The organism is Stenotrophomonas sp. GD03680 (genome assembly GCF_029844625.1).
Classification (GTDB): domain Bacteria; phylum Pseudomonadota; class Gammaproteobacteria; order Xanthomonadales; family Xanthomonadaceae; genus Stenotrophomonas; species Stenotrophomonas maltophilia_P.
Genome location: NZ_JAOCKC010000007.1, coordinates 39,346 through 63,352, shown reverse-complemented (window position 1 = coordinate 63,352; position 24,007 = coordinate 39,346). Strand labels below are relative to the sequence as shown.

At 67.6% G+C, this 24,007-nt stretch carries 17 protein-coding genes; 5 read left to right on the top strand and 12 right to left on the bottom strand.

Annotated features, from left to right (window positions below; all coding sequences use genetic code 11):
• Positions 1-9: 9 nt before the first annotated feature.
• Both N5J29_RS10735 and hflK read right to left on the bottom strand, forming a co-directional pair.
• Complete coding sequence (locus tag N5J29_RS10735) at positions 10-873, bottom strand: protease modulator HflC (RefSeq protein ID WP_053518623.1); 864 nt, start codon at positions 871-873, stop codon at positions 10-12.
• Positions 870-2,003 carry an FtsH protease activity modulator HflK gene (gene hflK / locus N5J29_RS10730; protein ID WP_164151596.1) on the bottom strand — a complete coding sequence of 378 codons (1,134 nt, stop codon included), beginning with the start codon at positions 2,001-2,003 and terminating at the stop codon, positions 870-872. Before hflK ends, N5J29_RS10735 begins: the two co-directional genes overlap by 4 nt.
• Positions 2,004-2,154: 151 nt before the next feature.
• Between hflK and N5J29_RS10725 the strand changes: the two genes are divergently transcribed.
• Both N5J29_RS10725 and pilH read left to right on the top strand, forming a co-directional pair.
• The gene (locus N5J29_RS10725; protein ID WP_164151594.1) at positions 2,155-3,150 is read left to right on the top strand and encodes a YhdH/YhfP family quinone oxidoreductase; all 996 of its coding nucleotides are present in this window, start codon (positions 2,155-2,157) and stop codon (positions 3,148-3,150) included.
• Between the two features lie 88 nt (positions 3,151-3,238).
• A complete protein-coding gene (gene pilH, locus N5J29_RS10720; RefSeq protein ID WP_053518630.1) occupies positions 3,239-3,610 on the top strand; it encodes a twitching motility response regulator PilH in 372 nt (123 codons plus the stop codon).
• 118 nt (positions 3,611-3,728) lie between these two features.
• Here the strand turns inward: pilH and N5J29_RS10715 are convergent, their stop codons facing one another.
• Positions 3,729-4,613: a DnaJ C-terminal domain-containing protein gene (locus N5J29_RS10715; protein ID WP_164151592.1), complete on the bottom strand. Its 885-nt coding sequence runs from the start codon at positions 4,611-4,613 to the stop codon at positions 3,729-3,731.
• A 261-nt stretch (positions 4,614-4,874) separates the two neighbouring features.
• On the opposite strand from N5J29_RS10715, the gene N5J29_RS10710 reads away from it, so the two are divergent.
• On the top strand, positions 4,875-5,357 hold the full coding sequence (locus N5J29_RS10710; protein WP_065182640.1) for a peroxiredoxin: 483 nt from the start codon (positions 4,875-4,877) through the stop codon (positions 5,355-5,357).
• 29 nt (positions 5,358-5,386) lie between these two features.
• Positions 5,387-5,962, top strand: coding sequence for a ferritin-like domain-containing protein (locus N5J29_RS10705; protein WP_164151590.1), 576 nt, complete (start codon positions 5,387-5,389; stop codon positions 5,960-5,962).
• Between the two features lie 42 nt (positions 5,963-6,004).
• On the opposite strand, the gene pbpC is transcribed toward N5J29_RS10705, so the two are convergent.
• From pbpC to prpB, 7 genes are all read right to left on the bottom strand, one after another.
• On the bottom strand, positions 6,005-8,386 hold the full coding sequence (gene pbpC / locus N5J29_RS10700) for a penicillin-binding protein 1C (protein ID WP_164151588.1): 2,382 nt from the start codon (positions 8,384-8,386) through the stop codon (positions 6,005-6,007).
• 49 nt (positions 8,387-8,435) lie between these two features.
• Positions 8,436-13,343: an alpha-2-macroglobulin gene (locus N5J29_RS10695; RefSeq protein WP_193396763.1), complete on the bottom strand. Its 4,908-nt coding sequence runs from the start codon at positions 13,341-13,343 to the stop codon at positions 8,436-8,438.
• 179 nt (positions 13,344-13,522) lie between these two features.
• Positions 13,523-14,983 carry a bifunctional 2-methylcitrate dehydratase/aconitate hydratase gene (locus N5J29_RS10690; protein WP_164151584.1) on the bottom strand — a complete coding sequence of 487 codons (1,461 nt, stop codon included), beginning with the start codon at positions 14,981-14,983 and terminating at the stop codon, positions 13,523-13,525.
• Positions 14,984-15,082: 99 nt separating this feature from the next.
• Positions 15,083-16,267, bottom strand: a complete 1,185-nt coding sequence (prpF, locus tag N5J29_RS10685; RefSeq protein WP_053518644.1) for a 2-methylaconitate cis-trans isomerase PrpF — start codon at positions 16,265-16,267, stop codon at positions 15,083-15,085.
• A 51-nt stretch (positions 16,268-16,318) separates the two neighbouring features.
• On the bottom strand, positions 16,319-18,937 hold the full coding sequence (acnD, locus tag N5J29_RS10680; protein WP_164151582.1) for a Fe/S-dependent 2-methylisocitrate dehydratase AcnD: 2,619 nt from the start codon (positions 18,935-18,937) through the stop codon (positions 16,319-16,321).
• 98 nt (positions 18,938-19,035) lie between these two features.
• Positions 19,036-20,193: a 2-methylcitrate synthase gene (gene prpC / locus N5J29_RS10675; RefSeq protein ID WP_053518648.1), complete on the bottom strand. Its 1,158-nt coding sequence runs from the start codon at positions 20,191-20,193 to the stop codon at positions 19,036-19,038.
• Between the two features lie 36 nt (positions 20,194-20,229).
• Positions 20,230-21,123 carry a methylisocitrate lyase gene (prpB, locus tag N5J29_RS10670; RefSeq protein ID WP_053518670.1) on the bottom strand — a complete coding sequence of 298 codons (894 nt, stop codon included), beginning with the start codon at positions 21,121-21,123 and terminating at the stop codon, positions 20,230-20,232.
• Between the two features lie 155 nt (positions 21,124-21,278).
• Here prpB and prpR point away from each other — a divergent pair, with 155 nt between their 5' ends.
• Positions 21,279-22,862, top strand: coding sequence for a propionate catabolism operon regulatory protein PrpR (gene prpR, locus N5J29_RS10665; protein ID WP_111186368.1), 1,584 nt, complete (start codon positions 21,279-21,281; stop codon positions 22,860-22,862).
• A gap of 47 nt (positions 22,863-22,909) precedes the next feature.
• Here prpR and aacA read toward each other — a convergent pair whose 3' ends face one another.
• Positions 22,910-23,377 (bottom strand): aminoglycoside 6'-N-acetyltransferase, encoded by a 468-nt coding sequence (gene aacA / locus N5J29_RS10660; protein ID WP_164151580.1) that lies wholly within the window; start codon positions 23,375-23,377, stop codon positions 22,910-22,912.
• Positions 23,374-23,973 (bottom strand): pyridoxamine 5'-phosphate oxidase, encoded by a 600-nt coding sequence (gene pdxH / locus N5J29_RS10655; protein ID WP_164151578.1) that lies wholly within the window; start codon positions 23,971-23,973, stop codon positions 23,374-23,376. The genes aacA and pdxH overlap by 4 nt, the downstream gene beginning before the upstream one ends.
• Positions 23,974-24,007: the final 34 nt, after the last annotated feature.

The following is a 24,007-nucleotide window of genomic DNA, read 5'->3' as shown; positions in this document are numbered from 1 at the left end:
CGTGCGACCTCAGCGATCGCTCTTGAGGTACTGCAGGAACGGGTCGTTCTTGTCGAGCACGATCACGCCGTTGCCATCGGTCATGGAGCCACGGTAGGCCTCCAGGCTGCGGTAGAAGGCGTAGAACGCCGGATCGGCAGAACCGGCCTTGCCATAGATGCGCGCGGCATCGGCATCACCTTCACCGCGCAGGCGCTGGGCATCACGCTCGGCTTCGGCGATCAACACGGTGCTGTCGCGGTCGGCCTGGGCGCGAATCGTCAGCGACTGTTCCTCGCCTTCGGCGCGCAGCTTGGCGGCCTCCTGCTTGCGCTGGGCGCGCATGCGCTCATACACGTCGTTGATGACCTGGCTGTCGGTCGGCAGATCGACCTGCTTGATGCGCAGATCGATCATCTGCATGCCCAGCCCCGCCACCGCCTCGTTGATCCCCTTCAGCTGCTCGGCGATCAGCTCGCTGCGGTCGCCGGACACCAGCTGCTGCAGGGTGCGCGAGTTGATCTGGTTGCGCAGCGAGTCGGTGATGATCGGTGCCAGGCGGGCATTGGCGATGCGCGGATCGCCGCCGGTGGCACGGAAGTAGTCACCCACGTTGGAGATGTAGCCGATCGCGAAGAAGTCGACGCTGACGTCCTTCTGCTCGGCGGTGAAGTAACGCGCAGGGGCGGTATCAAGCACCTGGAAGCGGCGGTCGAAGACCTTCACCGTTTCCACGATCGGCAGCTTGAAGTGCAGGCCCGGCTTGATGTCCGAGCGCACTACCTTGCCCAGGTTCAGGACCATGGCGGTCTGGTCCTCGCGGACCACGTACACCGAGCCCAGCAGGCCCAGCACCACCGCCACGATCACGGCGATCCAGATTGGACTCTTCATCGGCTGCCCTCCTCACGGCCGCTCGGTCGCCCGGTCGGGCGGCCCGTGGGCCGGCCCGGATCACGGGAAGGTTCCGCCGCCGTGGTACCCGGCAACGAAGGCATCACCACGTCCGGATTCGGCACGCCGGCGGCCGACGTCGCAGGACGGGTATCGCCGGTCATCGGCACGTAGATCAGCTGGCGGCCATCGCCACCGATCACCTTGCGGTTCTCGCTCAGCACCTGCTGCACCGTTTCCAGCCACAGGCGCTTGCGGGTCACGTCCGGCGCATCCTTGTACTGGGCCTGCAGCAGGCTGAAGCGCTGTGCATCACCCTCGGCCTTGGACACCACGGCCTGCTTGTAGCCTTCGGCGGTGGTACGGGCGCGCGAGGCCTGGCCTCGTGCTTCCGGCACGACCTTGGCGGCGTAGGCCTGGGCTTCGTTGATCAGGCGTTCCTTGACCTGCTGCGCACCGTTGACCTCGTCGAAGGCCGGCTTCACTTCCTCCGGCGGACGGGCGTCCTGCAGGGTCAGGCCGGTCACGGTCAGGCCGGTCTTGAACGCGCGCAGCAGCGCCTGCAGGCGCTCCTCGGCAGCCACGGCCAGCGGGCCACGGTTGTTCAGCACGGCGTTGAGATCGGCACGGCCGACTTCCTCGCGCACGGCACTCTGGGCCGACTGTTCCAGCACCTGGTTGGCATCGACCGTGCCGAACAGGTACTGCTGCGGATCATCGATGCGGTACTGGACGTTCAACGACACGTTGACGATGTTCTCGTCGCGGGTCAGCACCGGAACCTGGATCGAGAAGGTCTTGATCTCGGTCGCGTTGACCTTGGTGACCGACTCGATCGGCCACGGCAGCTTGAAGTTCGGTCCGGGCTGCAGGATGCGCGAGAACTGGCCGAAGCGCAGCACCACGCCACGCTGCTGCTCGCCGATCAGCTGGAAGCTGGAGAACAGCACCAGCAGCACCAGGGCTGCCACCACCCAGCGGACGATGCCGCCATCGAACAGATCCTTCAACGGCCCGGGCAGCCCGCCCCAGCCACCACCATTGCCACCGCCGCGCGACCCGAACGGCCCGCGTCGATTGTCCTCGGGGCCTTGTCCGCCCTTGTTGCCGCCGGGTGTATTCCAGGCCATGCACGCTCCATCAAGATATGGGCTGCGGCGCGGGCCCTTCCCGCGGCGCCAGCCGTGAACCATCACCGATCATACAAGATGGGGCGGATCGGCAGGATCGAAAGGGGGCGAACGGGGTAAGGTGGCGTTTTCCTCGAAGTCAGGCACGCCGATGGTCCCCACCACCCCGTTCACCGCCTTCCGCATCGAAAGCGACGACGCCGGCTACCGCAGCGGACTGACCCGGCTGGGGGTCGACGACCTCAACCCCGGGCAGGTGCTGGTCCGCGCCCGGTGGTCCTCGGTCAATTACAAGGACGCCCTGGCCGGCACCGGCAAGGGCCGGATCCTGCGCCGCTTCCCGCTGGTGGGCGGCATCGATGTGGCCGGCACGGTCGTGGCCTCCACCGACCCCGCCTGGCGCGAGGGCGACGCCGTGCTGGCCACCGGCTGCGGCCTGAGCGAAACCCGCGACGGCGGCTACAGCCAGTACGTGCGGCTGGAGTCGAGTGCGGTGATCGCGCAGCCGCCTGGGCTCAGCCCGCGCGAGGCGATGGTGCTGGGCACGGCCGGTTTCACCGCCGCGTTGGCGCTGCTGCGCCTGCAGGACAATCGGCAGACCCCGGATCTGGGCCCGCTGGCGGTGACCGGCGCCAGCGGTGGCGTGGGTGCCCTGGCGCTGTCGATCTTCAGCCGCGCCGGCTATACCGTGCACGCCGTCAGCGGCAAGCCGGAGCAGGCCCGCTTCCTGCGCGACATCGGTGCCAGCGAGGTTCTGCCACGCGAGGCGTTGGCCGATACCGGCCCGTTGCAGACCGGGCGCTTCGGCGGGGGCCTGGACAATGCCGGCGGCGACATGCTGGCCAGCCTGCTGGCGCAGACCGTGCCCTACGGCAGCGTGGTCAGCGCGGGCCTCGCCGCCAGCCCGAAGCTGGACATGACGGTGATGCCCTTCATCCTGCGTGGCGTATCGCTGCTGGGCGTTTCTTCGGCCAACGCGCCACGCACCCTGCGCGAAGCCGTCTGGGCGCGGCTGGGCAACGACTGGAAGCCGCAGCATCTGCAGCAGATCTGTACAGCGGAAGTCGGCCTGGAGGCGCTGCCGGCGGTGTTCGAGCGCATGCTGGCCGGCGGCTCGCTGGGACGCACGGTGGTACGGATCGACTGAACGTTGCAGGCAGGCGACGGACGGCAGGCGCCGCCCTCCCGCCGGTAATCCGCCCGCACTACACTGCGGGCATTACCTGGGGAACAACATGGCACGCATTCTGATCGTCGACGACTCACCGTCGCAGCTGTTGGGGATACAGCGCATCGTCGAGAAGCTCGGGCACCAGATCCTGACCGCCACCGATGGCGCCGCCGGGGTGGAAGCCGCCCGTGCCGAGCTGCCCGATCTGGTGCTGATGGACGTGGTCATGCCCAACCTCAACGGTTTCCAGGCGACCCGCACCCTCGCCCGCGACGAGGCGACCCGGCACATCCCGGTGATCCTGGTGACCACCAAGGACCAGGACACCGACCGTATGTGGGGCATGCGCCAGGGCGCCAAGGCCTACATCACCAAACCGTTCTCGGAAGATGAGCTGTCCGAGGTGCTGGAGCGGGTGTTCGCCGGGCAGGGCTGAAGCCGCAGCATGCTCGGGTAGCCCCGGGCCATGCCCGGCGAGCGCAGCGGGTCAGGAGCCGCCGGGCATGGCCCGGCGCTACCCCTGGGTTGATTCACCGAGGGCGCTGCACAGGACGTCAGATTGATTCGCCGAAGGCCTTGGCCAGGTTGCGGTATGCCTTCTTCTGCGCTTCGTCGGTGGCGGCCGGGGCAATGATCTCCAGCTCGACGATCTGATCGCCATCGGGATTGCCCGGCAGGCCGCGGCCGCGCAGGCGAAGCTTGCGACCGGCTTCGGAATCGGCCGGAATCTTCAGCTCCACCGCGCCGCCCAGCGTGGGCACGCTGATGCTGGTGCCCAGCGCCGCCTGCCAGGGCGTGACCTGCAGCGAATACAGGATGTTGCGGCCATCGACCTCGAACTGCGGGTGTGCGGCGTACTCCACCTCCAGCAGCAGGTTGCCACCGTGGTTGCCCTGCCCCGCCAGACGGATCACCTGGCCGGGACGGATGCCCTTGGGCACGCGCACATCCAGCTGCCTGCCGTTGACGGTGATGCGCAGGCTGTCGCCGTTGTAGGCGGCCTCCAGCGGCACCGACAGCTTGGCGCGGGTATCGCGGTTGGGTGCATGCCCCTGGCTGCTGAATCCCGCGCCCGGTCCCTGGCCACCGCGCTGGCGGGCGAACAGGCTCTCGAAGAAGTCGCTGAAGCCGCCATTGGGGCCACCACCGCCGAACACTTCCTCGAAATTGAAGCCACCGCCACCGTAGTTCGGCGGCACATTGAATTCCTCGCCCGGCCGGTAGCCCTGCGCGCGCAGCTGGTCATAGGCCGCGCGCTTTTCCGGATCGCGCAGCGCCTCATAGGCTTCATTGACCGCCTTGAACCTGTCTTCGGCCCCGGCCTCCTTGCTGACGTCCGGGTGGTACTTGCGTGCCAGCCGGCGGTATGCGGTCTTGATCTCCGCATCACCCGCACTCGGTTCCACCCCCAGGGTGGCGTAGTAATCCTTGAATTCCATCCAGCTACCTCGATTCGCTTCGGCCGCGCCGGTGGCGCCGCCCCGGGTTCATTCTACGCGCCGGCGATGCTACGCCGCCCCTCGTGCGGCCCCGGTGAGGCCGACTGATCCTGCGCAATGCGCCTGCCATCGGCCTGCGCCACGCTGTGGTTGGAACCCTGGCGCGTGCCCCCTGAAGATGGGGCCTGCACGCGGGGTTTCCAATGTCTTGACGCCCCTGTCCCATCCCGCCCACTAGCCTGCCCCAGCAAGGAGTCCATCATGACCATCCATGTCGGCGACCGCATTCCGGAAGTGACCCTCAAGCGCATCCGCGAGGGCATCGAGACGCTCGATACGCACTCGCTGTTCGACGCCCGCAAAGTGGTGCTGTTCGCCGTGCCCGGCGCCTTCACCCCCACTTGCTCGGCCCGCCACCTGCCCGGCTTCGTCGAGAAGTTCGAGGCGTTCCGCCAGCGCGGCATCGAGGTCTACTGCATGGCGGTCAACGATCCGTTCGTGATGAAGGCCTGGGCCGCTGACCAGCACGTACCCGAGGGCCTGCTGATGCTGTCCGACGGCAATGCCGAACTGACCCGCGCGCTGGGCCTGGAACTGGATGCCAGTGCTTCGGGCATGGGCATCCGCTCGCGCCGGTTTGCCCTGTACGTGGACGACGGCGTCGTCCGCGCGGCCTGGATCGAGCAGCCCGGGCAGTTCGAAGTGTCCTCGGCCGAGTACGTGCTGGAGCACCTGCCCACCTGATCTTCCACCGCAAGAGGAAACGGCCAGCCATGTCCAATACGCCAGCCAACGCCAACACGTCTGCCAACCCGCTTCCCGGCATCAGCGACCGCAAGGTCCTGCGCGAACGCGCGCGGCGCAATCTTGAAGATGGCGCGATCACCGAAAGCTACAGTGCCGACCGCAAGGCCGTGATCAAGCTGCTCAACGACGCCCTCGCCACCGAGTATGTCTGCGTGCTGCGCTACTACCGGCATTACTTCACCGCCAAGGGGATGCTGGCCGATGCGGTCAAGGCCGAGTTCCTTGAGCATGCGCAGCAGGAACAGGCGCATGCTGGCAAGCTGGCCGAACGCATCGTCCAGCTCGGCGGCGAGCCGGACCTCAATCCGGACACGCTGAGCGCGCGTTCGCATGCCGAGTACAAGGAGGGCAGCGACCTGCGCGACATGGTCCGCGAGAATCTGGTCGCCGAACGCATCGCCATCGACAGCTACCGCGAGATGATCGACTTCATCGGTGATCGCGACACGACCACCAAGCGCATCCTCGAGGAGATCCTGGCGCAGGAGGAAGAACACGCCGATGAGTTCGCCGACCTGCTGGACGGGTGGATCGGGGAATAGCGCTGCGCGTATCGGATATCGCGTGCCGGCCGGGGCCGGCACCTACCGGAGGACGTTGAAACGCACCTGCGTCCATGCGCCATCGGCGGCCAGTGCGGTCAGCGTATGGGCGCCCGGCTCGGCGAACTCGCGCTGCATCAGCTGAGATCCCCGGGTCTGTGCGATCCAGCGGCCATCCAGCAGCCAGTCCACTGCCTGCTCGCTGCCCAGCGCGCGCAGCTGCAGGCGCACGCCGTGTTCGGCATTGGGCGCGCGCGCCAGCGTGGCCCCGTCATTCAGACCGTCCACGTGCAGCGCCACGCTGGCCTCACGGCCATCGTCGCGGCAGTCCGGTGACAGCGCCGGCAGCTGCGACAGCTCCCGGGTCGCCTTCGGCAGCCACGGCGACAGCAGCGCCGGCCAACGGGCGATTTCGCGCGCCACCTCCTCATGGGGCAGACGACAATCGGCCGAGACGCGCAGACCGGTGCGTGCATCTGCCAGGTAGCGCTGACGGCCCGGTTGCCAACGCCGGGCTTCGCGCTCGGGGAACGTGAGCGGTACGGCGCCGTCGAGCAGGTACGCCGGCATCCGCCGCTGGCACACGGCCGGCGGCAATCCTTCGGCGCGTTCACCGGTCGGCCAGCAGATGTCGCCCAGGCTGACGCTGGCCGGCATCGGTGCCGCCGCCGAATCGCCACGCTGGCGCGGCAGACTGTCGACCACCTCGAACATCAGCGGCAGCGCGGTGACCGCGCCGTACTGGCCCGGCAGGGGCGTGCCGTCGGGCCGCCCCACCCATACGCCCACGGTGTAATGCCGCGTGCTGCCGATGGCCCAGGCATCGCGGTAGCCGTAACTGGTCCCGGTCTTCCAGGCAACGCGGGGGCGCCCTCCCACATCGAAGGTGCCCACGCCATACCCCGGACGCGGGTTCGACTCCAGCATCTCGCGTACGATCCAGCTCGCCCCCGGCGACGCCAGCCGCCGCTCGATCATCGGCTCGTCATCGGTGTAGCGCACGCGGCCGGCGATACCGTTGCGGTTCAGTGCGGCGAATGCCCCGACCAGATCTTCCAGCCTCGCGCCGGTGCCACCGAGTATCAGCGAGAGATTGGGGGGGCTGCCCGCGGGAAAACGCAGCTGGATGCCGGCGTGTGACAGGCGCGCGGCAAAGCGCGCGGCGCCGACCCGCTGCAGCAGGTCCACCGAGGGTACGTTGAGCGACAGACGCAACGCACTGGAGGCGCCGATCGGGCCATTGAACGCCATGTCGAAGTTGCCCGGGCGGTAGCTGCCGAAGCTCTGCGGCGCGTCAACCAGCAGGCTCTCCGAGTGGATCAGGCCGTCATCCAGCGCCATCGCGTACAGGAACGGCTTGAGGGTCGAACCCGGCGAGCGCCAGGCCTGCACCATGTCGACGTGGCCCAGGCGCTGGCGGTCGCCGAAGGACAGCGTTCCCACGTAGGCGCGCGCCTGCAGGGTCTGGTTGTCGACCACCAGCAATGCCGCCGACGTCCGCTCCGGCAGGCTCGAGAAATAGCTGGCCACGCGCTCTTCCAGTGTACGCTGCAGGCCGATGTCGATGCTGCTCCGGATGCGCGCCTGGCCGGGGTGTGCCGCATGCAGCCGCTGCGCCAGCAATGCCGCATGCAGCGGCGGTCGCAGCGACCGCGCCACCACGTTCTCGATGCGTGCATCCTCCACCTCATCCGGTGTCCACGCCCCCCGTTCGGCCATGCGTGCCAGCACCTTGTCACGTGCCTTCTGCGCCGCTTCCGGATGGCGGTCCGGGCGCAGGCGGCTGGGTGCCTGTGGCAGCACCGCCAGCAACGCGGCCTCGGCATGTGACAGCTGCGCGGCCGGCTTGCCCAGGTAGGCCCAGCTGGCAGCCTCCACGCCCTCGATGGTGCCGCCGTAGGGCGCACGCTCCAGATACAGGGCCAGGATCTCCCGCTTGGAAAGATGCACTTCCAGCTGCAGGGCCCGCAGCACCTGCTTGAGCTTGCCCCACGGGGTACGCGAATGCGGGTCGAGGATGCGTGCCACCTGCATGGTCAGGGTCGAGCCACCGGAAACGATGCGGCCGCCGCGCAGCAGCTGGCCGCCGGCACGCAGGATCGCCAGCGGGTTGATGCCCGGATGGCGCCAGAACCAGCGGTCCTCGTAGGTCAACAACGCCTGCAGGTACAACGGCGAGACGCTGTCGATCGAGGCCGGATAGCGCCACACGCCCTCGGCATCGGCGAACGCACGCAGTGGCGTGCCGTCGGCAGCCACCACCAGGGTGCTGGTGTCGCGCTGCTTCGGCAGTGGCGGCGGGAAAACGACGTCCAGTACCAGCAGCAGCGTCAGCAGACCCGCCGTTCCCCAGCGCAGCCACGGCCACAGCGGCCGCAGCCGGCGGCGCAGGTCCGCCCGCCGGGTCGTCATCGCGTTCTTCATTGCAGGTTGCCAGCAGGACGGGCCGCGCCGTCGCGGCCCGTCCGCGCGGTCACGGCTGCACCACCGTGATCGTGGTCGGGTTGCTGCGGCCGACGCCACGCAGCTGCGGCCGGTACATGTCTTCCACCAGCGGCGGCGGCACCGAGTAGGTGCCCGGGGTCACCGCACGCACCAGGTAGAACACATTGGCCTTTCCGCCGCGCGAGAGCTTGAGCGCAGCCACGTAACGGTCGTCGCGGAACTCCTCATGCTTGGTATCGGCCGCGTCACCGCGGTCGCTGATGGTGATGCCATCGACGACCACGTCCGCCCACTGCTTGGCATCGCCCAGGTTGAAGTTCTCGATCTCCAGGCCGGCCGGCAGCAGGTCGGTCAGCAGCGCATCCGGCATGGTGGTGTCGGCACTGACGGTGACCCGCACGATCAGCGCTTCTCCTTCCTTCAGCGGGCGCGGCGACCACGGCTTGCCGTCGGTACCGAAGTAGCTGCGCTCGACACCGATCACACTGTTGTCCGGCGCGGGCGCACTGCGCGGGATGCCCGCCACATCGATGCTGGCGAACATCGGGGGCTGGCCCTGCGGAGTGAAGCGCACTCCGCTGGCCAGTTCGCTGGCGCTGAAGGTGCGGCCGAACAGCTTGCGCTCGCTGATCGATTCACTGTTGCCACCGATCACCAGCTCGCCGGCCACCAGTGCCTTCTGGTTGGCCGCCAGCGCCTTGCCGAGGCGGGCAATGGCGACCTGCTCCTGCGTGCTCAGCCACATCCAGCCGGCGTTGCGGCGCGCATCCAGGCCGCGGCCGAGATCGACCGCACGCGCATCCCATGCCGGCTTCGCCAGCTTGTTCTCGTGGGTCAGCGCGATCATCAGCGCATCATCACGGATCGCGCTGCCGTAGTCGCCGAAGTACGACGGGCGCTCGCTGCTGGACTTGGCGAAGGCAGCTTCCAACGCGGCCTGGCCACGCTTGGCGTCGCCCTGCAGCGACAGCGCCACGCCCAGGTGGACCAGCGACAGGCCGCCAACCGCCTTGCTGCGCTCGTTGTCGTACAGCGTACGCAGCGTACCCAGCGGCGCACGGTTGACCCGGGCCAGCACGTAGCCGGAATACGCCTGGTTGGCGAACTTCAGTTTCTCGCGCTCGTCCTGCCCGTAGAACGGGTTGCCGCCGGACAGCAGATCCTCGCTGAGACGGTTCAGTGCCTTCTGCAGCACGTTGTCCGGTACGGCGAAGCCGGCATCCCGGGCATCAAGCAGGAACTCGGCGATGTACGGGGTCAGCCACGGGTTCACATAACCATCGTCGCCCCACATCGAGAAGTTGCCGTTGGCCACCTGCATCGACGCCAGGCGGCCGAACGCGCCCTCCATGCGTTCGCGGCGGGTCTTGGCATCCAGGCCGTCTGCGCCGAGCATCGACGACGTGGCCTGATCCAGGATCAGCGCAGCGTAGCCCTTGCTGGTGGTCTGCTCGGCGCAGCCATACGGGTAATTCAGCGCGCCCTGCAGAGCACTGGCAAACGGAATCGGGGGCAGCGGGCTGACCAGCAGGCGCGCATTGACCGACTCGGACATCAGGCCATCGGCCAGACCGCTGTCGAGGCTGACCGCCGCCAGCGGGTCGAGCGTGCGGACCTGCGAGCGCAGCACCTGCGGCCATGCCGCACGCACCGGCAGGTCGTAGCGGCGGTCGGCCTTGAAGCCATTGCCTTCCACCCGCACCCGCACCTTGGCCACGCTGTGGCCTTCGCGTGCCGACAGCGGGAAGCTCAGCGTGGTCTTCGCATCGGCGTTGAGCTGCACGCTGCGGCTGCCCTCGCCCAGGGCCAGCGGTCCCTCGCTGTCCACGCGCACGTTGAACTGGCCCGGCTTGCCGGTGAAGTTCTGCACATCCAGCGTCACGGTGCTGCGGTCGCCCGGGGCGAGCACGCGCGGCATGCTGGCCTCGGCCAGGATCGGTGCACGCACCACCGTTTCCACGTCGCGCTTGCCGTACTGGTCATCGCTGTACACCAGCGCCGACACGCGCAGCGTGCCGTTGAAGTCCGGAACTTTGAGGCGGATGCGGGCATTGCCCTTGGCATCAAGCTGTACCGGGCCGGAGAACAGATCCACGGTCTGCACGCGCGCGGTCGGCCGCTTGGCCTGAGGCAGGGACTGCAGCGCCATGTCACCGCCGAACTTCAGCTTGCCGGCGCCGCCGTCGAAGCTCTCGATCACCCGGCTGTAGATGTCATAGGCATCGATGCCGAGGCGGCGCTGGGCGAAGAAGTGCGCGCCGGCATCGGGCACGGGGAAACGGGTGATGTTGAGGATGCCCACATCCACCGCCGACACGGTGACGTGCGCAGCCTTGCCGGCCAGCTGCGGTGCGCTGACCGTCACCGGCAGATCCTGTTCCGGGCGCATCTGCTTCGGCGCCACCAGGCCGACGGCCACGGTGCGGCCCCTGCGGTCCATCGGTACGTGCACCACGCCGACAGCGCGCGCCGGGGTGATCTTGCTCGGCGCACTGCCGCCCCGGAACACCAGCGCGGTGATGTAGACATCGTGGCGCTCCCAGTCAGCGGTGACCGGGATGTTGAAGGTGGCACCGGGTTTGGCGTCGATGTCCTGCACGTACAGCATGCGATCGGTCTCGACCATCAGGATGCCCTTGCCGGCATGCGGCGGCGTCACCGTCACCTGCAGGGTGTCGCCCGCCTTGTAGCCGGTCTTGTCCAGGCCCAGCTTGACCTTGTCCGGACGCGCATCGAGACCGCGATTGTCATCGCCCCAGCTCCAGCCGGCACGGAACGGATAGCGACTGGTCAGGCCGGTGCCCGGATCGAACACGTCCACCCGGTACTCGCCCCACTCGACCGGGACATCGAACGCCACCGCGCTGCTGCCGGCATCGACCGTGCGGGTTTCCTTGTTCTCGAACCGACGGGTGAAATCGTAGTCCCAACGGTTGTCGTTGAAGGTCCAGTGATAGTCACGCAGCTCGCGCACCAGGGTGATCTTCAGGCCCTTGGCCGGCTGCGGCCGGCCGGCCGCGTCCACGCGCACCAGTTCGAAGCGTGCGTTGCTGTTGGAGTCGGCACCATCGTCGGGGTTGAACAGCGGACGCACGCCGACCAGTGCATTGGCCGGCCACATCACCCGCTTCAGGGTGCGGGTCACGGTCCGCCCACCGGTCTCGTACAGGCTGCCGGACAGCACCACCGCGATCGGCGCCTTGGCCTTGGCCGCTTCTTCCGGCAGCGTCACGTCCTCGCGCAGCTGGCCGTTGGCCGGCAGCGTCGTGTCGATCACGTCCTTGGCCTCGCGCGGAAGCTGCAGGGTCGGGTCGCCGAAGAAGTAGCCCGGCAATCCCTCGACCGGCTGCTGTTCGGCTGCCACGGCCAGGCGCGCGGTGAAGCGGTTGCCGTCAGCCGGCGCGCCGTACAGATACGCGCCATCGGCCTGCAGACGAAGATCTTCGCCCGGCTTGAGCGTCTTCTGCGGGCTGTCCAGGTCCAGCTTCATCCGTTCGGGCAGGAACTCTTCGATGCGCAGGGTCATGCCCTGGATCGCTTCCTTGCTGGCCGGATCGGTACGGAACTCCACCTGCCAGCGTCCTGTCGGCGCCTCGGCCGGGATGACCTGCTCGAAGGCGATGTAGCCCTGCTCGCCCGGCTGCAGGCGGGTCTCGCGGAAGGTCTTGCCGTCGGGCTGCTTCAGGCGCAGGAACACCGGCTGCGACTTGACCGGCTTGCCATCATTGTCGCGCAGCAGCGCGGACAGGCGCACGGTCTCGCCCGGCCGATAGAGGTCGCGGCCGGACCATGCGTAGACATCGAACCAGGCATTGTCGCGGCCGGCAACGGCAAACTCGCTCAGGTCCAGGGCCGGCTGGTTGAAGGGCAGGAAGCTGGTGTCGCGACCACTGCTGGCCACCAGCACGTGGGTGGCGTCGAGCGTGTAGTTCAGCAGCGCATTGCCGTTGCCATCGGTACTGCCCTTGAGCACCACCTCGCCTTTGCCGTCGAGCACGCGCAGCTCGACGTTCTTCAGCGGTGCTCCGTCCTTCAGTCCGGCGGTGTGGACGAACAGCTTGTCCTTGTAGGCGCGCGTGTGCAGGCCGATGTCGCTGACCGAGAAGAACGCGGTGTCGAACTCGCCCTCGTAATCGCCCGTGCGCTTGAGCAGTGCGAAGTACAGGCCCGGCTCCTGCAGCTCCTTGATGTCCTGGGTTGGCAGGTAGGTCAGCACCCGCTCGTTCTGCTTGCCGCCGAGGATGAAGCGGTTGACGTAGACCGGCTCGGCCAACGCATTGATCGGGCTGCGCTCGTAGTCGCTGCTCAGTTCCCAGCTGCCACGACGGCCGCCACGCTGGTACTGGCTGAAGAAGGTCGGCAGATCCTTCTCGCGCACGCGCAGGAATTCGACGTCGACCTCGGGAACATTCACGGAGACAACCGGCAGGCCGCGGCTGTCCTTGGCCGGCAGCACGCTGCCCTGCGAGGCGAAGCCGGCCACCGGCTTCAATTCGCCACTGAACACCTTCTGTTTCAGCTCCTTGCCCAGCCGGCTGCCATCGGCGGCCAGCAGGTCCGGCGATACCACCAGGCTGAACTCCTTGCCGGCTTCGACGAACGGATAGCGCAGGGTCAGTCCGTCATCGGACAGGGTCCAGCTGCTGTCGTCGGTGCCGACCTTCTCCTCGAAGCGCACCAGCGTGTCGAAATCCTGCGTGCCGACCAGCGGGCGCGAGAACTCCAGCGCCAGCGACAGGCCGTCATTCTTCTGGTCCGGGTAGGCGCGCAGCAGGGTGAAATCCTTCACCTGCTCGGCCTGGGTGGCAATGGCCTCGCCACTGGCCTTGGGCAGCTGCCCGCTGTCGTTGCGGCAACCGGCCAGACCCAGCAACAGGCCTCCTGCCAGTACCGCCGCCGCCCATCCCCACCGCTTGCGCCGTGCCGGACCGCTCATGTCGTCACTCCTTGATCGAGGCGGCCATTATAGGCGCGCCGCGTCAAGGTGTTGGCGCGGATCCGGCAGGAATACATCGGAACGGTAGCGCCGGGCCATGCCCGGCGGTCCCGGTAGCGGCCGACCTTGGTTGGCGTTGGGCCCGTGCCAACCAAGGTTTGCAACTACCAAGGCGCGCCCTACCCCGGCCGGTACAGATCCACGTAGTCGGTCACCGGCATGGCCGCCAGCGCCACCGGGTCCAGCGAGGCCGCCAGGATGCGCTGCTGCTGGGTGGTGGGGAACCGATGGGCCAGATGCCGCCGGAACTTGTCCATCAACAGGGGCATGCCCTCGTCGCGTCGCCGGGCGTGGCCGAGCGGGTACTCGACCAGGACCTCCGGCAGTTCGCTGCCGTCGTTGAAGCGGACGGTCAGGCCGTTGGCGATACTGCGCTTGTCCGGGTCCAGGTAATCCGCGCTGAGCTGCGGGTCTTCGTGGCAGGTCATTCGCGCGCGCAGCGCATCGATGCGGGGGTCAGCAGCAACATCGTCCTCGTAGTCCTCAGCCACCAGCCGCCCATGCAGCAGCGCGATGGCGACCATGTACTGCACGCAGTGGTCGCGGTCGGCCGGATTGTGCAGCGGGCCGCGCTTGTCGATGATGCGGATGCAGGCCTCCTGCGTGCGGATGGCGATATGCGCGATGTCATCGACGCTGCGCCCGCCTGCCCGCAGCTGCGCGTGCAGCGCGACCGCGGCCTCCACTGCGGTCTGGCCGTGGAACTCGGCGGGAAAACTGATCTTGAACAGCACGTTCTCCATCACGTAGCTGCCCAGCGGCCGCCCCAGCGTCACCGCCTGACCATGCATGGAGACCGCTTCGAAGCCCCAGGTGGGAGCGCTCAACACGCTGGGATACCCCATCTCGCCGCTGGCCGCCATCAGCGCCAGGCGCACGCCGCGACTGGTGGCATCGCCGGCGGCCCAGCTCTTGCGCGAACCGGTGTTGGGCGCATGCCGGTAGGTCCGCAGCGCCTGGCCATCGACCCAGGCCAGCGACAGCGCATTGAGCATGCGCTCGCGATCCAGGCCAAGCAGGCGGGCGACCACGGCGGTGGTGGCGACCTTCACCAGCACCACGTGGTCCAGCCCAACCCGGTTGAAGGAATTCTCCAGGGCCAGCACGCCCTGGATCTCGTGCGCCTTGATCATCGCCACCAGCACATCGTGCACGGTCGGCGGTGGACGACGCAGGGCCGCGGCATTGCGGCCCAGCCAATCGCAGACGGCCAGGATGCCGCCGAGATTATCCGACGGATGACCCCACTCGGCGGCCAGCCAGGTGTCGTTGAAGTCGAGCCAGCGCACCATCGCGCCGATATTGAACGCCGCCTGCACCGGATCCAGCACGTAGTGCGTTCCCGGCACGCGCGCGCCGTTGGTCACGCTGATGCCCGGCACCAGGGGCCCGAGCAGCTTGCTGCAGGCCGGGAAGGACAGCGCTTCCAGGCCGCAACCGAGGGTATCCAGCAGGCAGTAATGCGCGGTCTGGAATGCCAGTGGCGAGTCGATGCGCACGTCGCGCACGTAATCGACGATGTCCTCCAGCAGCGCATCCCACGTGGCACGTTCGTTGGACGGGGTGTGGCTGTCGGACATCGTCTGTTCTCCGCTGACGCCGGACCACGCCCGGCGGTTCATGGGCGGGCCCTGCCGCGCTCGCCGGGCATGGCCCGGCGCTACCGCCATGGTCCCGCGTTACAAGGTGTCGGCCGGTACCCGCACGCTGCCTTCCATCAATACACGGGCGCTGCGGCTCATGATGGCCTTGGTCACTGTCCACTGGCCGTCAACGAGACCGGCCTGGGCGCCCACGCGCAGCGTGCCGGACGGATGCCCGAAGGTCACCGCCTCGCGCTGGCCACCGCCGGCGGCACGGTTGACCAGCGTGCCCGGAATCGCAGCAGCGGTACCGATCGCCACGGCGGCAGTGCCCATCATCGCGTGATGCAGCTTGCCCATCGACAGCGCACGCGCATGCAGATCGATGGCCGATGCCGGGATTGCCTTGCCGCTGGACGATACATAGTCCTGTGCCGGTGCCACGAACGCCACTTTCGGCGTGTGCTGGCGGGTCGCCGCCTCTTCCAGCGTCGAGATCAGGCCCATGCGCAGCGCACCGTGTGCACGGATGCTCTCGAACTTCTGCAGGGCAGCCTTGTCGTCGTTGATCGCCGGCTGCAGCTCGGTACCGCTGTAGCCCAGATCGGCCGCATTGAGGAAGATGGTCGGGATGCCGGCGGTGATCATCGTCACCTCGAAACTGCCCACGCCCGGCACATCCAGGGTATCGACCAGGTTGCCGGTCGGGAACATCGCGCCCGCGTCGCCATCATCGGAGGGATCTATGAACTCAAGCTGGATCTCGGCGGCCGGGAAGGTCACGCCATCCAGCTCGAAATCACCGATCTCCTGCACCTCGCCATTGCGCATCGGCACGTGGGCGATGATGGTCTTGCCGATGTTGGCTTGCCAGATGCGCACGGTGCACAGGCCGTCGCGCGGCACCCGGGCCGGATCGATCAGGCCGTTGGCGATGGCGAACGGACCCACCGCAGTGCTGAGGTTGCCACAGTTGCCGCTCCAGTCGACGAACGCGGTGTCGATCGAAACCTGGCCGTACAGATAGTCCACATCGTGATCGGGCACGGACGCACTGGAGATGATCACGCACTTGCTGGTGCTGGACGTGGCCCCGCCCATGCCATCGGTGTGCTTGCCATAGGGATCGGGCGACCCGATCACGCGCATCAGCAGCGCATCACGTGCCGGGCCCGGCACCTGTGCGGCTGCGGGCAGGTCCTGCAGGCGGAAGAACACGCCCTTGCTGGTGCCACCGCGCATGTAGGTGGCGGCAATGCGGAGTTGCGGAAGAAAGCTCATGGAACGGTTCCTTGCAATGAAAGACGGCCCGTTGCCGGGCCGTCGGTTGTCTCATGCCACCCGGGCACCTTCGAGGAAATCCTGGGCGAAGCGCTGCAGTACACCGCCCGCTTCGTAGATCGCCACTTCCTCGTCGCTGTCCAGGCGACAGGTGACCGGCACGATGATGTCCTGCCCATCGCGGCGGTGGATGACCAGGGTCAGGTCGGCGCGCGGCGTGCGCTCGCCCACCACGTCGAAGGTCTCGGTACCGTCGATGCCCAGGGTCAGCCGGGTGGTGCCCGGCTTGAACTCCAGCGGCAGCACGCCCATGCCGATCAGGTTGGTGCGGTGGATGCGCTCGAAGCCTTCCGCCGCGATCGCTTCCACGCCGGCCAGGCGCACGCCCTTCGCCGCCCAGTCACGCGAGCTGCCCTGGCCGTAGTCGGCACCGGCGATGATGATCAGCGGCTGCTTGCGCTCCATGTAGGTCTCAATCGCCTCCCACATGCGCATCACCTTGCCCTCCGGCTCCACCCGCGCCAGCGAGCCCTGCTTCACGCTGCCGTCGTCGTTGCGCACCATCTCGTTGAACAGTTTCGGGTTGGCGAAGGTGGCGCGCTGCGCGGTCAGATGGTCGCCGCGGTGGGTTGCGTAGGAATTGAAGTCCTCTTCCGGCAGGCCCATCTTCGCCAGGTATTCGCCGGCGGCACTGGAGGCCAGGATCGCGTTGGACGGCGACAGGTGGTCGGTGGTGATGTTGTCCGGCAGCACCGCCAGCGCGCGCATGCCCGCCAGCGTGCGTTCACCGGCCAGCGCCCCCTCCCAGTACGGCGGGCGGCGGATGTAGGTGCTCTGCGGGCGCCAGTCGTACAGCGGACTGACCGCCGCACCCTGCTCCACGCGCACGTTGAACATCGGGTTGTAGACGCTGCGGAACTGCTCGGGCTTCACCGCCGCCTTCACCACTGCATCGATCTCGGCATCGCTCGGCCAGATGTCCTTCAGGCGCACCTCGTTGCCGTCGGCGTCCACGCCAAGCACGTCCTTCTCGATGTCGAAGCGCATGGTGCCGGCAATGGCATAGGCGATCACCAGCGGCGGCGATGCCAGGAAGGCCTGCTTTGCGTAAGGATGGATGCGGCCATCGAAGTTGCGGTTACCCGACAGCACGGCCGTGGCATACAGGTCGCGGTCGATGATTTCCTGCTGGATCGCCGGATCCAGCGCACCGCTCATGCCGTTGCACGTGGTGCAGGCGAACGCGACGATGCCGAAGCCGAGCTTTTCCAGCTCCGGCAGCAGGCCGGCCTCTTCCAGATACAGCTGCACCGCCTTTGAACCCGGGGCCAGCGACGACTTGACCCACGGCTTGCGCAGCAGGCCGCGCTCGTTGGCCTTGCGCGCCAGCAGGCCGGCGGCGATCACGTTGCGCGGGTTGGAGGTGTTGGTGCAGCTGGTAATGGCGGCGATGATCACCGCGCCATCAGGCATCAGGCCCCGCAGCTGCTCGGCCTTGCCGGCATCGAGCTTGGCTGCGTCGGCGATGCCGCGCTCGGCCAGCTCGGCCACCGGCAGGCGGCGATGCGGATTGCTCGGGCCCGCCATGTTGCGGACCACGCTGGACAGGTCGAAGCGCAGCACGCGCTCGTACTGCGCCGTGGCCAGCGCATCGGCCCACAGACCGGTGCTGCGTGCGTAGTTCTCCACCAGCGCCACCTGCGATTCCTCGCGGCCGGTCAGGCGCAGGTAATCGATGGTCTGCCCGTCGATGTAGAACATCGCCGCGGTCGCGCCGTATTCCGGGCACATGTTGGAGATGGTGGCACGGTCACCGATGGTCAGCGCGGCCGCACCCTCGCCGAAGAATTCAAGCCAGGCGCCCACCACGCGTTCCTTGCGCAGGAACTCGGTCAGGGCCAGCACCACGTCGGTGGCGGTGATCCCTGGCTGTGGCCGACCGGTCAGTTCCACGCCGATGATGTCGGGCAGGCGCATCCACGACGCGCGGCCGAGCATCACGTTCTCGGCCTCCAGGCCGCCGACACCGATGGCGATCACGCCCAGCGCATCGACGTGCGGCGTATGGCTGTCGGTGCCCACGCAGGTATCCGGGAAGGCCACGCCGTCCTGCACGTAGATCACCGGCGACATCTTCTCCAGGTTGATCTGGTGCATGATGCCGTTGCCCGGAGGAATCACATCCACGTTCTGGAACGCCCGCTTGGTCCAGTCGATGAAATGGAAGCGATCCTCGTTGCGGCGATCCTCGATGGCGCGGTTCTTCTCGAATGCCTGCGGATCGAAACCACCGCACTCCACCGCCAGCGAGTGATCAACGATCAGCTGTACCGGCACCACCGGGTTGACCTTGGCCGGATCGCCGCCCTTGTCGGCGATCGCATCGCGCAGGCCGGCGAGATCCACCAGCGCGGTCTGGCCGAGAATGTCATGGCACACCACGCGCGCCGGGAACCAGGGAAAATCCAGGTCGCGGCGACGTTCGATCAGCTGCGTCAGCGAGGCGGTGAGCATCGCCGGATCGCAACGCCGTACCAGGTTCTCGGCCAGCACGCGCGAGACATACGGCAGCGTGGCGTAGGCGCCGGGCTGGATCGCATCGACCGCAGCGCGCGCATCGAAGTAGTCCAGCGGGGTGCCGGGGAGGGTCTTGCGGTAATCGGTATTCATGGGCTGGCGGAATGCTTGGGGCGGGCCGGATGCCGGCGAGCGGCAATGAAGGCATCCGGCCGGCACCTGGCCGACCGGATGGAGGGATCACGCGGCGGTCAGGCGCGCTTGTCGATGGCCACGAACTCGCGATCTTCTGGGCCGATGTAGTTCGCGCTCGGACGGATGATCTTGCCGTCGATGCGCTGCTCGACGATGTGCGCGCTCCAGCCGGCGGTGCGGGCGATGACGAACAGCGGGGTGAACATCGCGGTCGGCACGCCCATCATGTGGTAGCTGACGGCGCTGAACCAGTCCAGGTTCGGGAACATTTTCTTGATGTCCCACATCACCGTCTCCAGGCGCTCGGCGATGTCGTACATCTTCATGCTCGACTGCTCTTCGGACAGCTCACGGGCGACGTCCTTGATCACCTTGTTGCGCGGGTCGGACACGGTGTACACCGGGTGGCCGAAGCCGATCACCACTTCCTTGCGCTCGACGCGGGCCTTGATGTCCTCTTCGGCCTCATCCGGGCTGTCGTAGCGCTTCTGCACCTCGAAGGCCACCTCGTTGGCGCCGCCGTGCTTGGGGCCGCGCAGCGCGCCGATGCCACCGCAGATCGCACTGTACATGTCGCTGCCGGTACCGGCGATGACACGGCAGGTGAAGGTGGACGCATTGAACTCGTGCTCTGCGTACAGGATCAGCGAGGTGTGCATCGCCTTCACCCACGAATCCTGTGGCTTCTCGCCGTGCAGCAGGTGCAGGAAGTGGCCACCGATGGAATCGTCATCGGTCTCCACGTCGATGGCGCGGCCGTTGTGGCTCCAGTGGTACCAGTACAGCAGCATCGAGCCGAGGCAGGCCATCAGCTTGTCGGCGATGTCGCGTGCACCCGGATGGTTGTGGTCATCCTTTTCCGGCGCCACGCAGCCGAGCACCGACACGCCGGTGCGCATCACATCCATCGGGTGTGCCGACGGCGGCAGTTCTTCCAGCGCGGCTTTCACCGCGGCCGGGATGCCACGCAGCGACTTCAGCTTGGCCTTGTACGAGACCAGCTCGGCGCGGGTCGGCAGCTTGCCGTGCACCAGCAGGTACGCGATTTCCTCGAATTCGCTGGTGTTGGCCAGATCCAGGATGTCGTAGCCACGGTAGTGCAGGTCATTGCCGCTGCGACCGACGCTGCACAGCGCGGTGTTGCCGGCGGCAGTGCCGGACAGGGCGACGGATTTCTTCGGCTTGAAGGTCGGGGTTGCGGTCGTATCGTTCATGTTTCCCTCCGAAAACTTGATGGTGCAGGGTACTGCTTATTTCTTGGCGGCGAACAGTGCGTCGAGCTGCTGCTCGAACGCGTGGTAGCCGATGCGGTCGTACAGTTCTTCGCGGGTCTGCATGGCGTCGACCACGCTGCGCTGGTGACCGTCGCGGCGCACCGCCTGGTAGACGTTCTCCGCCGCCTTGTTCGCCGCGCGGAACGCCGACAGCGGGAACAGCTGGATGGCGACCCCGGCCGAGGCCAGCTCGTCGCGGCTGAACAGCGGCGTCGCACCGAATTCGGTGATGTTGGCCAGCACCGGCACCTTCACTGCATCGACGAAGCGGCGGTAGGTGTCCAGATCGTAGGCGGCCTCGGCGAAGATGCCATCAGCGCCCGCTTCGACACAGGCGATGGCGCGCTCGATGGCCTTGTCCACGCCGTCCACCTGGATGGCATCGGTGCGTGCGATCAGGAAGAAATCCGGATCGGTCTTTGCATCAGCGGCGGCCTTCACGCGGTCGACCATCTCACCCTGCGAAACGATCTCCTTGCCGGGACGGTGACCACAGCGCTTGGCGCCCACCTGGTCCTCGATGTGGCAGGCGGCCGCGCCGGCCTTGATCAGCGACTTCACGGTGCGCGCGATGTTGAACGCGCTGGGTCCGAAGCCGGTATCGATGTCCACCATCAGCGGCAGGTCGCAGACGTCGGTGATGCGGCGCACGTCCACCAGCACGTCTTCCAGGGTGTTGATGCCCAGGTCCGGCAGGCCCAGCGAGCCTGCGGCAACACCACCGCCGGACAGGTAGATGGCGCGGAAGCCGGCGCGCTTGGCCAGCAGGGCGTGGTTGGCGTTGATCGCACCGATCACCTGCAGCGGCGATTCGGCGGCCAGAGCCTCGCGGAAGCGGGCACCGGCGGAAGAAGGGGCGGAAGCGGTCATGCGGCAATCCATGTTGAGGAACAGGTGGGTAGGCGCAAGCACCATGCCAAGCTGCAAGCGATTGATTTCAAAGGCATGATCGGCTAACAGCGATGAAACATATGAAACATTGAAACAGATGTATCATGAAACACTCCTGTCCCGGTGGCCGCCCCATGTACCTGCCCCGCTCGCCCCTGCGCCATGCCGACGCCGACCCCGGTCGCCCGGTGATCTGGACGGTCAGCGTTTCGCGGCTGACCGGCCTGCTGGGTGACGTCATTCCCGAGTTCGACCGCCGCGCGCGCATCGAGCAGATCAACCTCGGCTTCGAAGAGGCAGTGGAGGTGATCGGCCAACGCCTGCGCCGCGAGCACTGCGACGTGGTGATTGCCGGTGGCTCGAACGCGGCCTGGCTGCGCAGTCGGCTCGACCTGCCGCTGGTGCCGATCCAGGCCAACGGCTTCGACTTGATGGAGGCTCTGGCGCGCGCGCGCCGCATCGCCGCACGCATCGGCCTGGTCACCCATGCCAGCGACGTGCCGGTGTTCAGCGGCTTCCAGCAGAGCTTCGGCCTGGATATCGAGCACCGCCGCTTCGTCACCCGCGAAGATGCGCGCGACTGCATCGCCGATCTGCGTGCCAACGGCATCGAAGTGATCGTCGGCACCGGGATGGCCATCGACCATGCCGAGCAGGCCGGGCTGCCGGGCGTGCTGCTGTATTCGGCCGACTCGGTACGGCAGGCCTTCGAGCATGCGCTGGAACTGACCCAGACCCTGGCACGCTCGGTGGGTCCACGCCCCACCATGCGGCGCAGTGCCGCCCCGCGCGGCGATGCATACGCGCTGCTCGGCGACAGCGAGGCGATGGCGCAGGTGCGCGCACAGATCGCGCTCTATGCACCGCACGACAGCACCGTGCTGGTCACCGGCGAGACCGGTACCGGCAAGGAACTGGTGGCACGGCAACTGCACGCCGCCAGCGGCCGGCGCGGTCGTTTCGTCGCGCTGAACTGCGGCGCGATCAGCGAATCGCTGCTGGAAGCCGAACTGTTCGGCTACAGCGATGGCGCCTTCACGGGCGCACGTCGTGGCGGCCGGGTCGGCCTGGTCGAAGCGGCCGATGGCGGCACACTGTTCCTTGACGAGATCGGCGAGCTGCCCTTGCCGCTGCAGACCCGCCTGCTGCGCGTACTGGAAGAACGTGAAGTGCTGCGCGTCGGCGCCACCGAACCAACACCCGTGGACCTGCGGGTGGTGGCCGCGACGCTGCAGTCGCTGGAGCATCGCGCAGCTGCCGGCAGCTTCAGGCGCGACCTCTACTACCGGCTGGCGGCACTGCGCATCGCACTGCCCCCGCTGCGTGCCCGGCGCGCTGACATCCCGCTGCTGACCCGGCACTTCTTCCGCCAGCTGCGCGGTATCGACGCCCCCCTGGACCAGGACGCGATGGCAGTGCTGGGTGCCGCCGACTGGCCGGGCAATGTGAGAGAACTGCGCAATCTGGTCGACCGCCTGCGCATCCACTGGCAGCCGGCAGACGGGATGATCGACGCTGGGCGCCTGCTGCAGCTGGCGCCGGAACTGGCGCGCGAAAGCACCCCGTCCCTGCGGCTGGAAAGCAATGGCAGGCGCCCGGCACGGGCCCAGCTGCAGGCGCTGCTGCAGGAACACCGCAATGACCGCGAAGGCATGGCCCAGGTGCTCGGCGTGTCACGCACCACCTTGTGGCGCTGGCTGCGCGCGGAAGGACTGTAGGCAGGCGCAGCGCGGACCGCGCGGCGCGCCGCCAGCCAAGATTGGCACTACCCCCGCGTGGCCGCGTCCAGCTGCATGCGGAAATAGACCACCCGCTCGGTCTCTTCAAAGCCACAGGCGCGGTGTGCCGCGTGCGCCTCTACGTCCTCCAGGCGGCTGTCCGAGGCCAGCTCGCTGCAGCCCGCGTCCCGCGTCCACGCCTGCACTTCCGCCAGCAGGGCACGGCCGACAGCGCGGCCCTGCCACTGCGGCGTTACATACCAGCCTTCCAGGAACCCGACCGGCGAGGAACCGGTGCCGTTCACATAGTTGTGGCGCAGGCGCACCTCGGCGAAACCGACCGCCTCACCATCAGCCGCGCACGCCAGGAACACCGCACCTTCCGGATCGGCCAGCGACTGCGCCAGCTCCTCCAGTGGATCATCGGCGTCGGGCCACAGGCCCACGCGCAGCTGCGACCATGCAGCGGCATCGGCCGGTGTGGCCTGGCGGATCGTGGCAGCGCAGCCGCTCACGGATACAACAGGTGCTTGCTCCAGCGCCCCTCGGCGCCGGCCTCATAGCACCACCGCTCGTGCAGGCGGAACTGCGCGCCGTACCAGAACTCGATGCGGTCGGGCACCACGCGCAGGCCACTCCAGCCGTCCGGACGCGGCACGTCCTTGCCCTCGAAACGTGCCTCGACCTCGGCCACGCGCGCATCGAACTCTTCGCGCGTTGCAAGCGTCTTCGACTGCTGCGAGGCCCACGCGCCGATCTGGCTCATGCGCGGACGGCTGGCGAAATAGGCGTCTGCTTCCGCATCGGCCACCTGTTCGACACGGCCTTCGATGCGCACCTGGATGCCGGCCTCGCGCAGGCTGCGCCACAGGAACAGCAGGGCCGCCTGCGGATTGGCCCGCAGCTCCTGGCCCTTGTGGCTGTCCAGGTGGGTATAGAACACGAAGCCACGCTCATCGAAGGCCTTCAGCAGCACGGTGCGCGCCGATGGACGACCGTGCAGGTCGGCACTGGCCACGGTCATCGCGTTGGGCTCGACCTCGCGGCTCTGTTTGGCCTCGTCGAACAGGGCCGCAAACGTGGACAGGGCTTCGGCGTACAGGTCGCTCATGATTGCGTTCTTCTCACACGGATTGATCTATTGT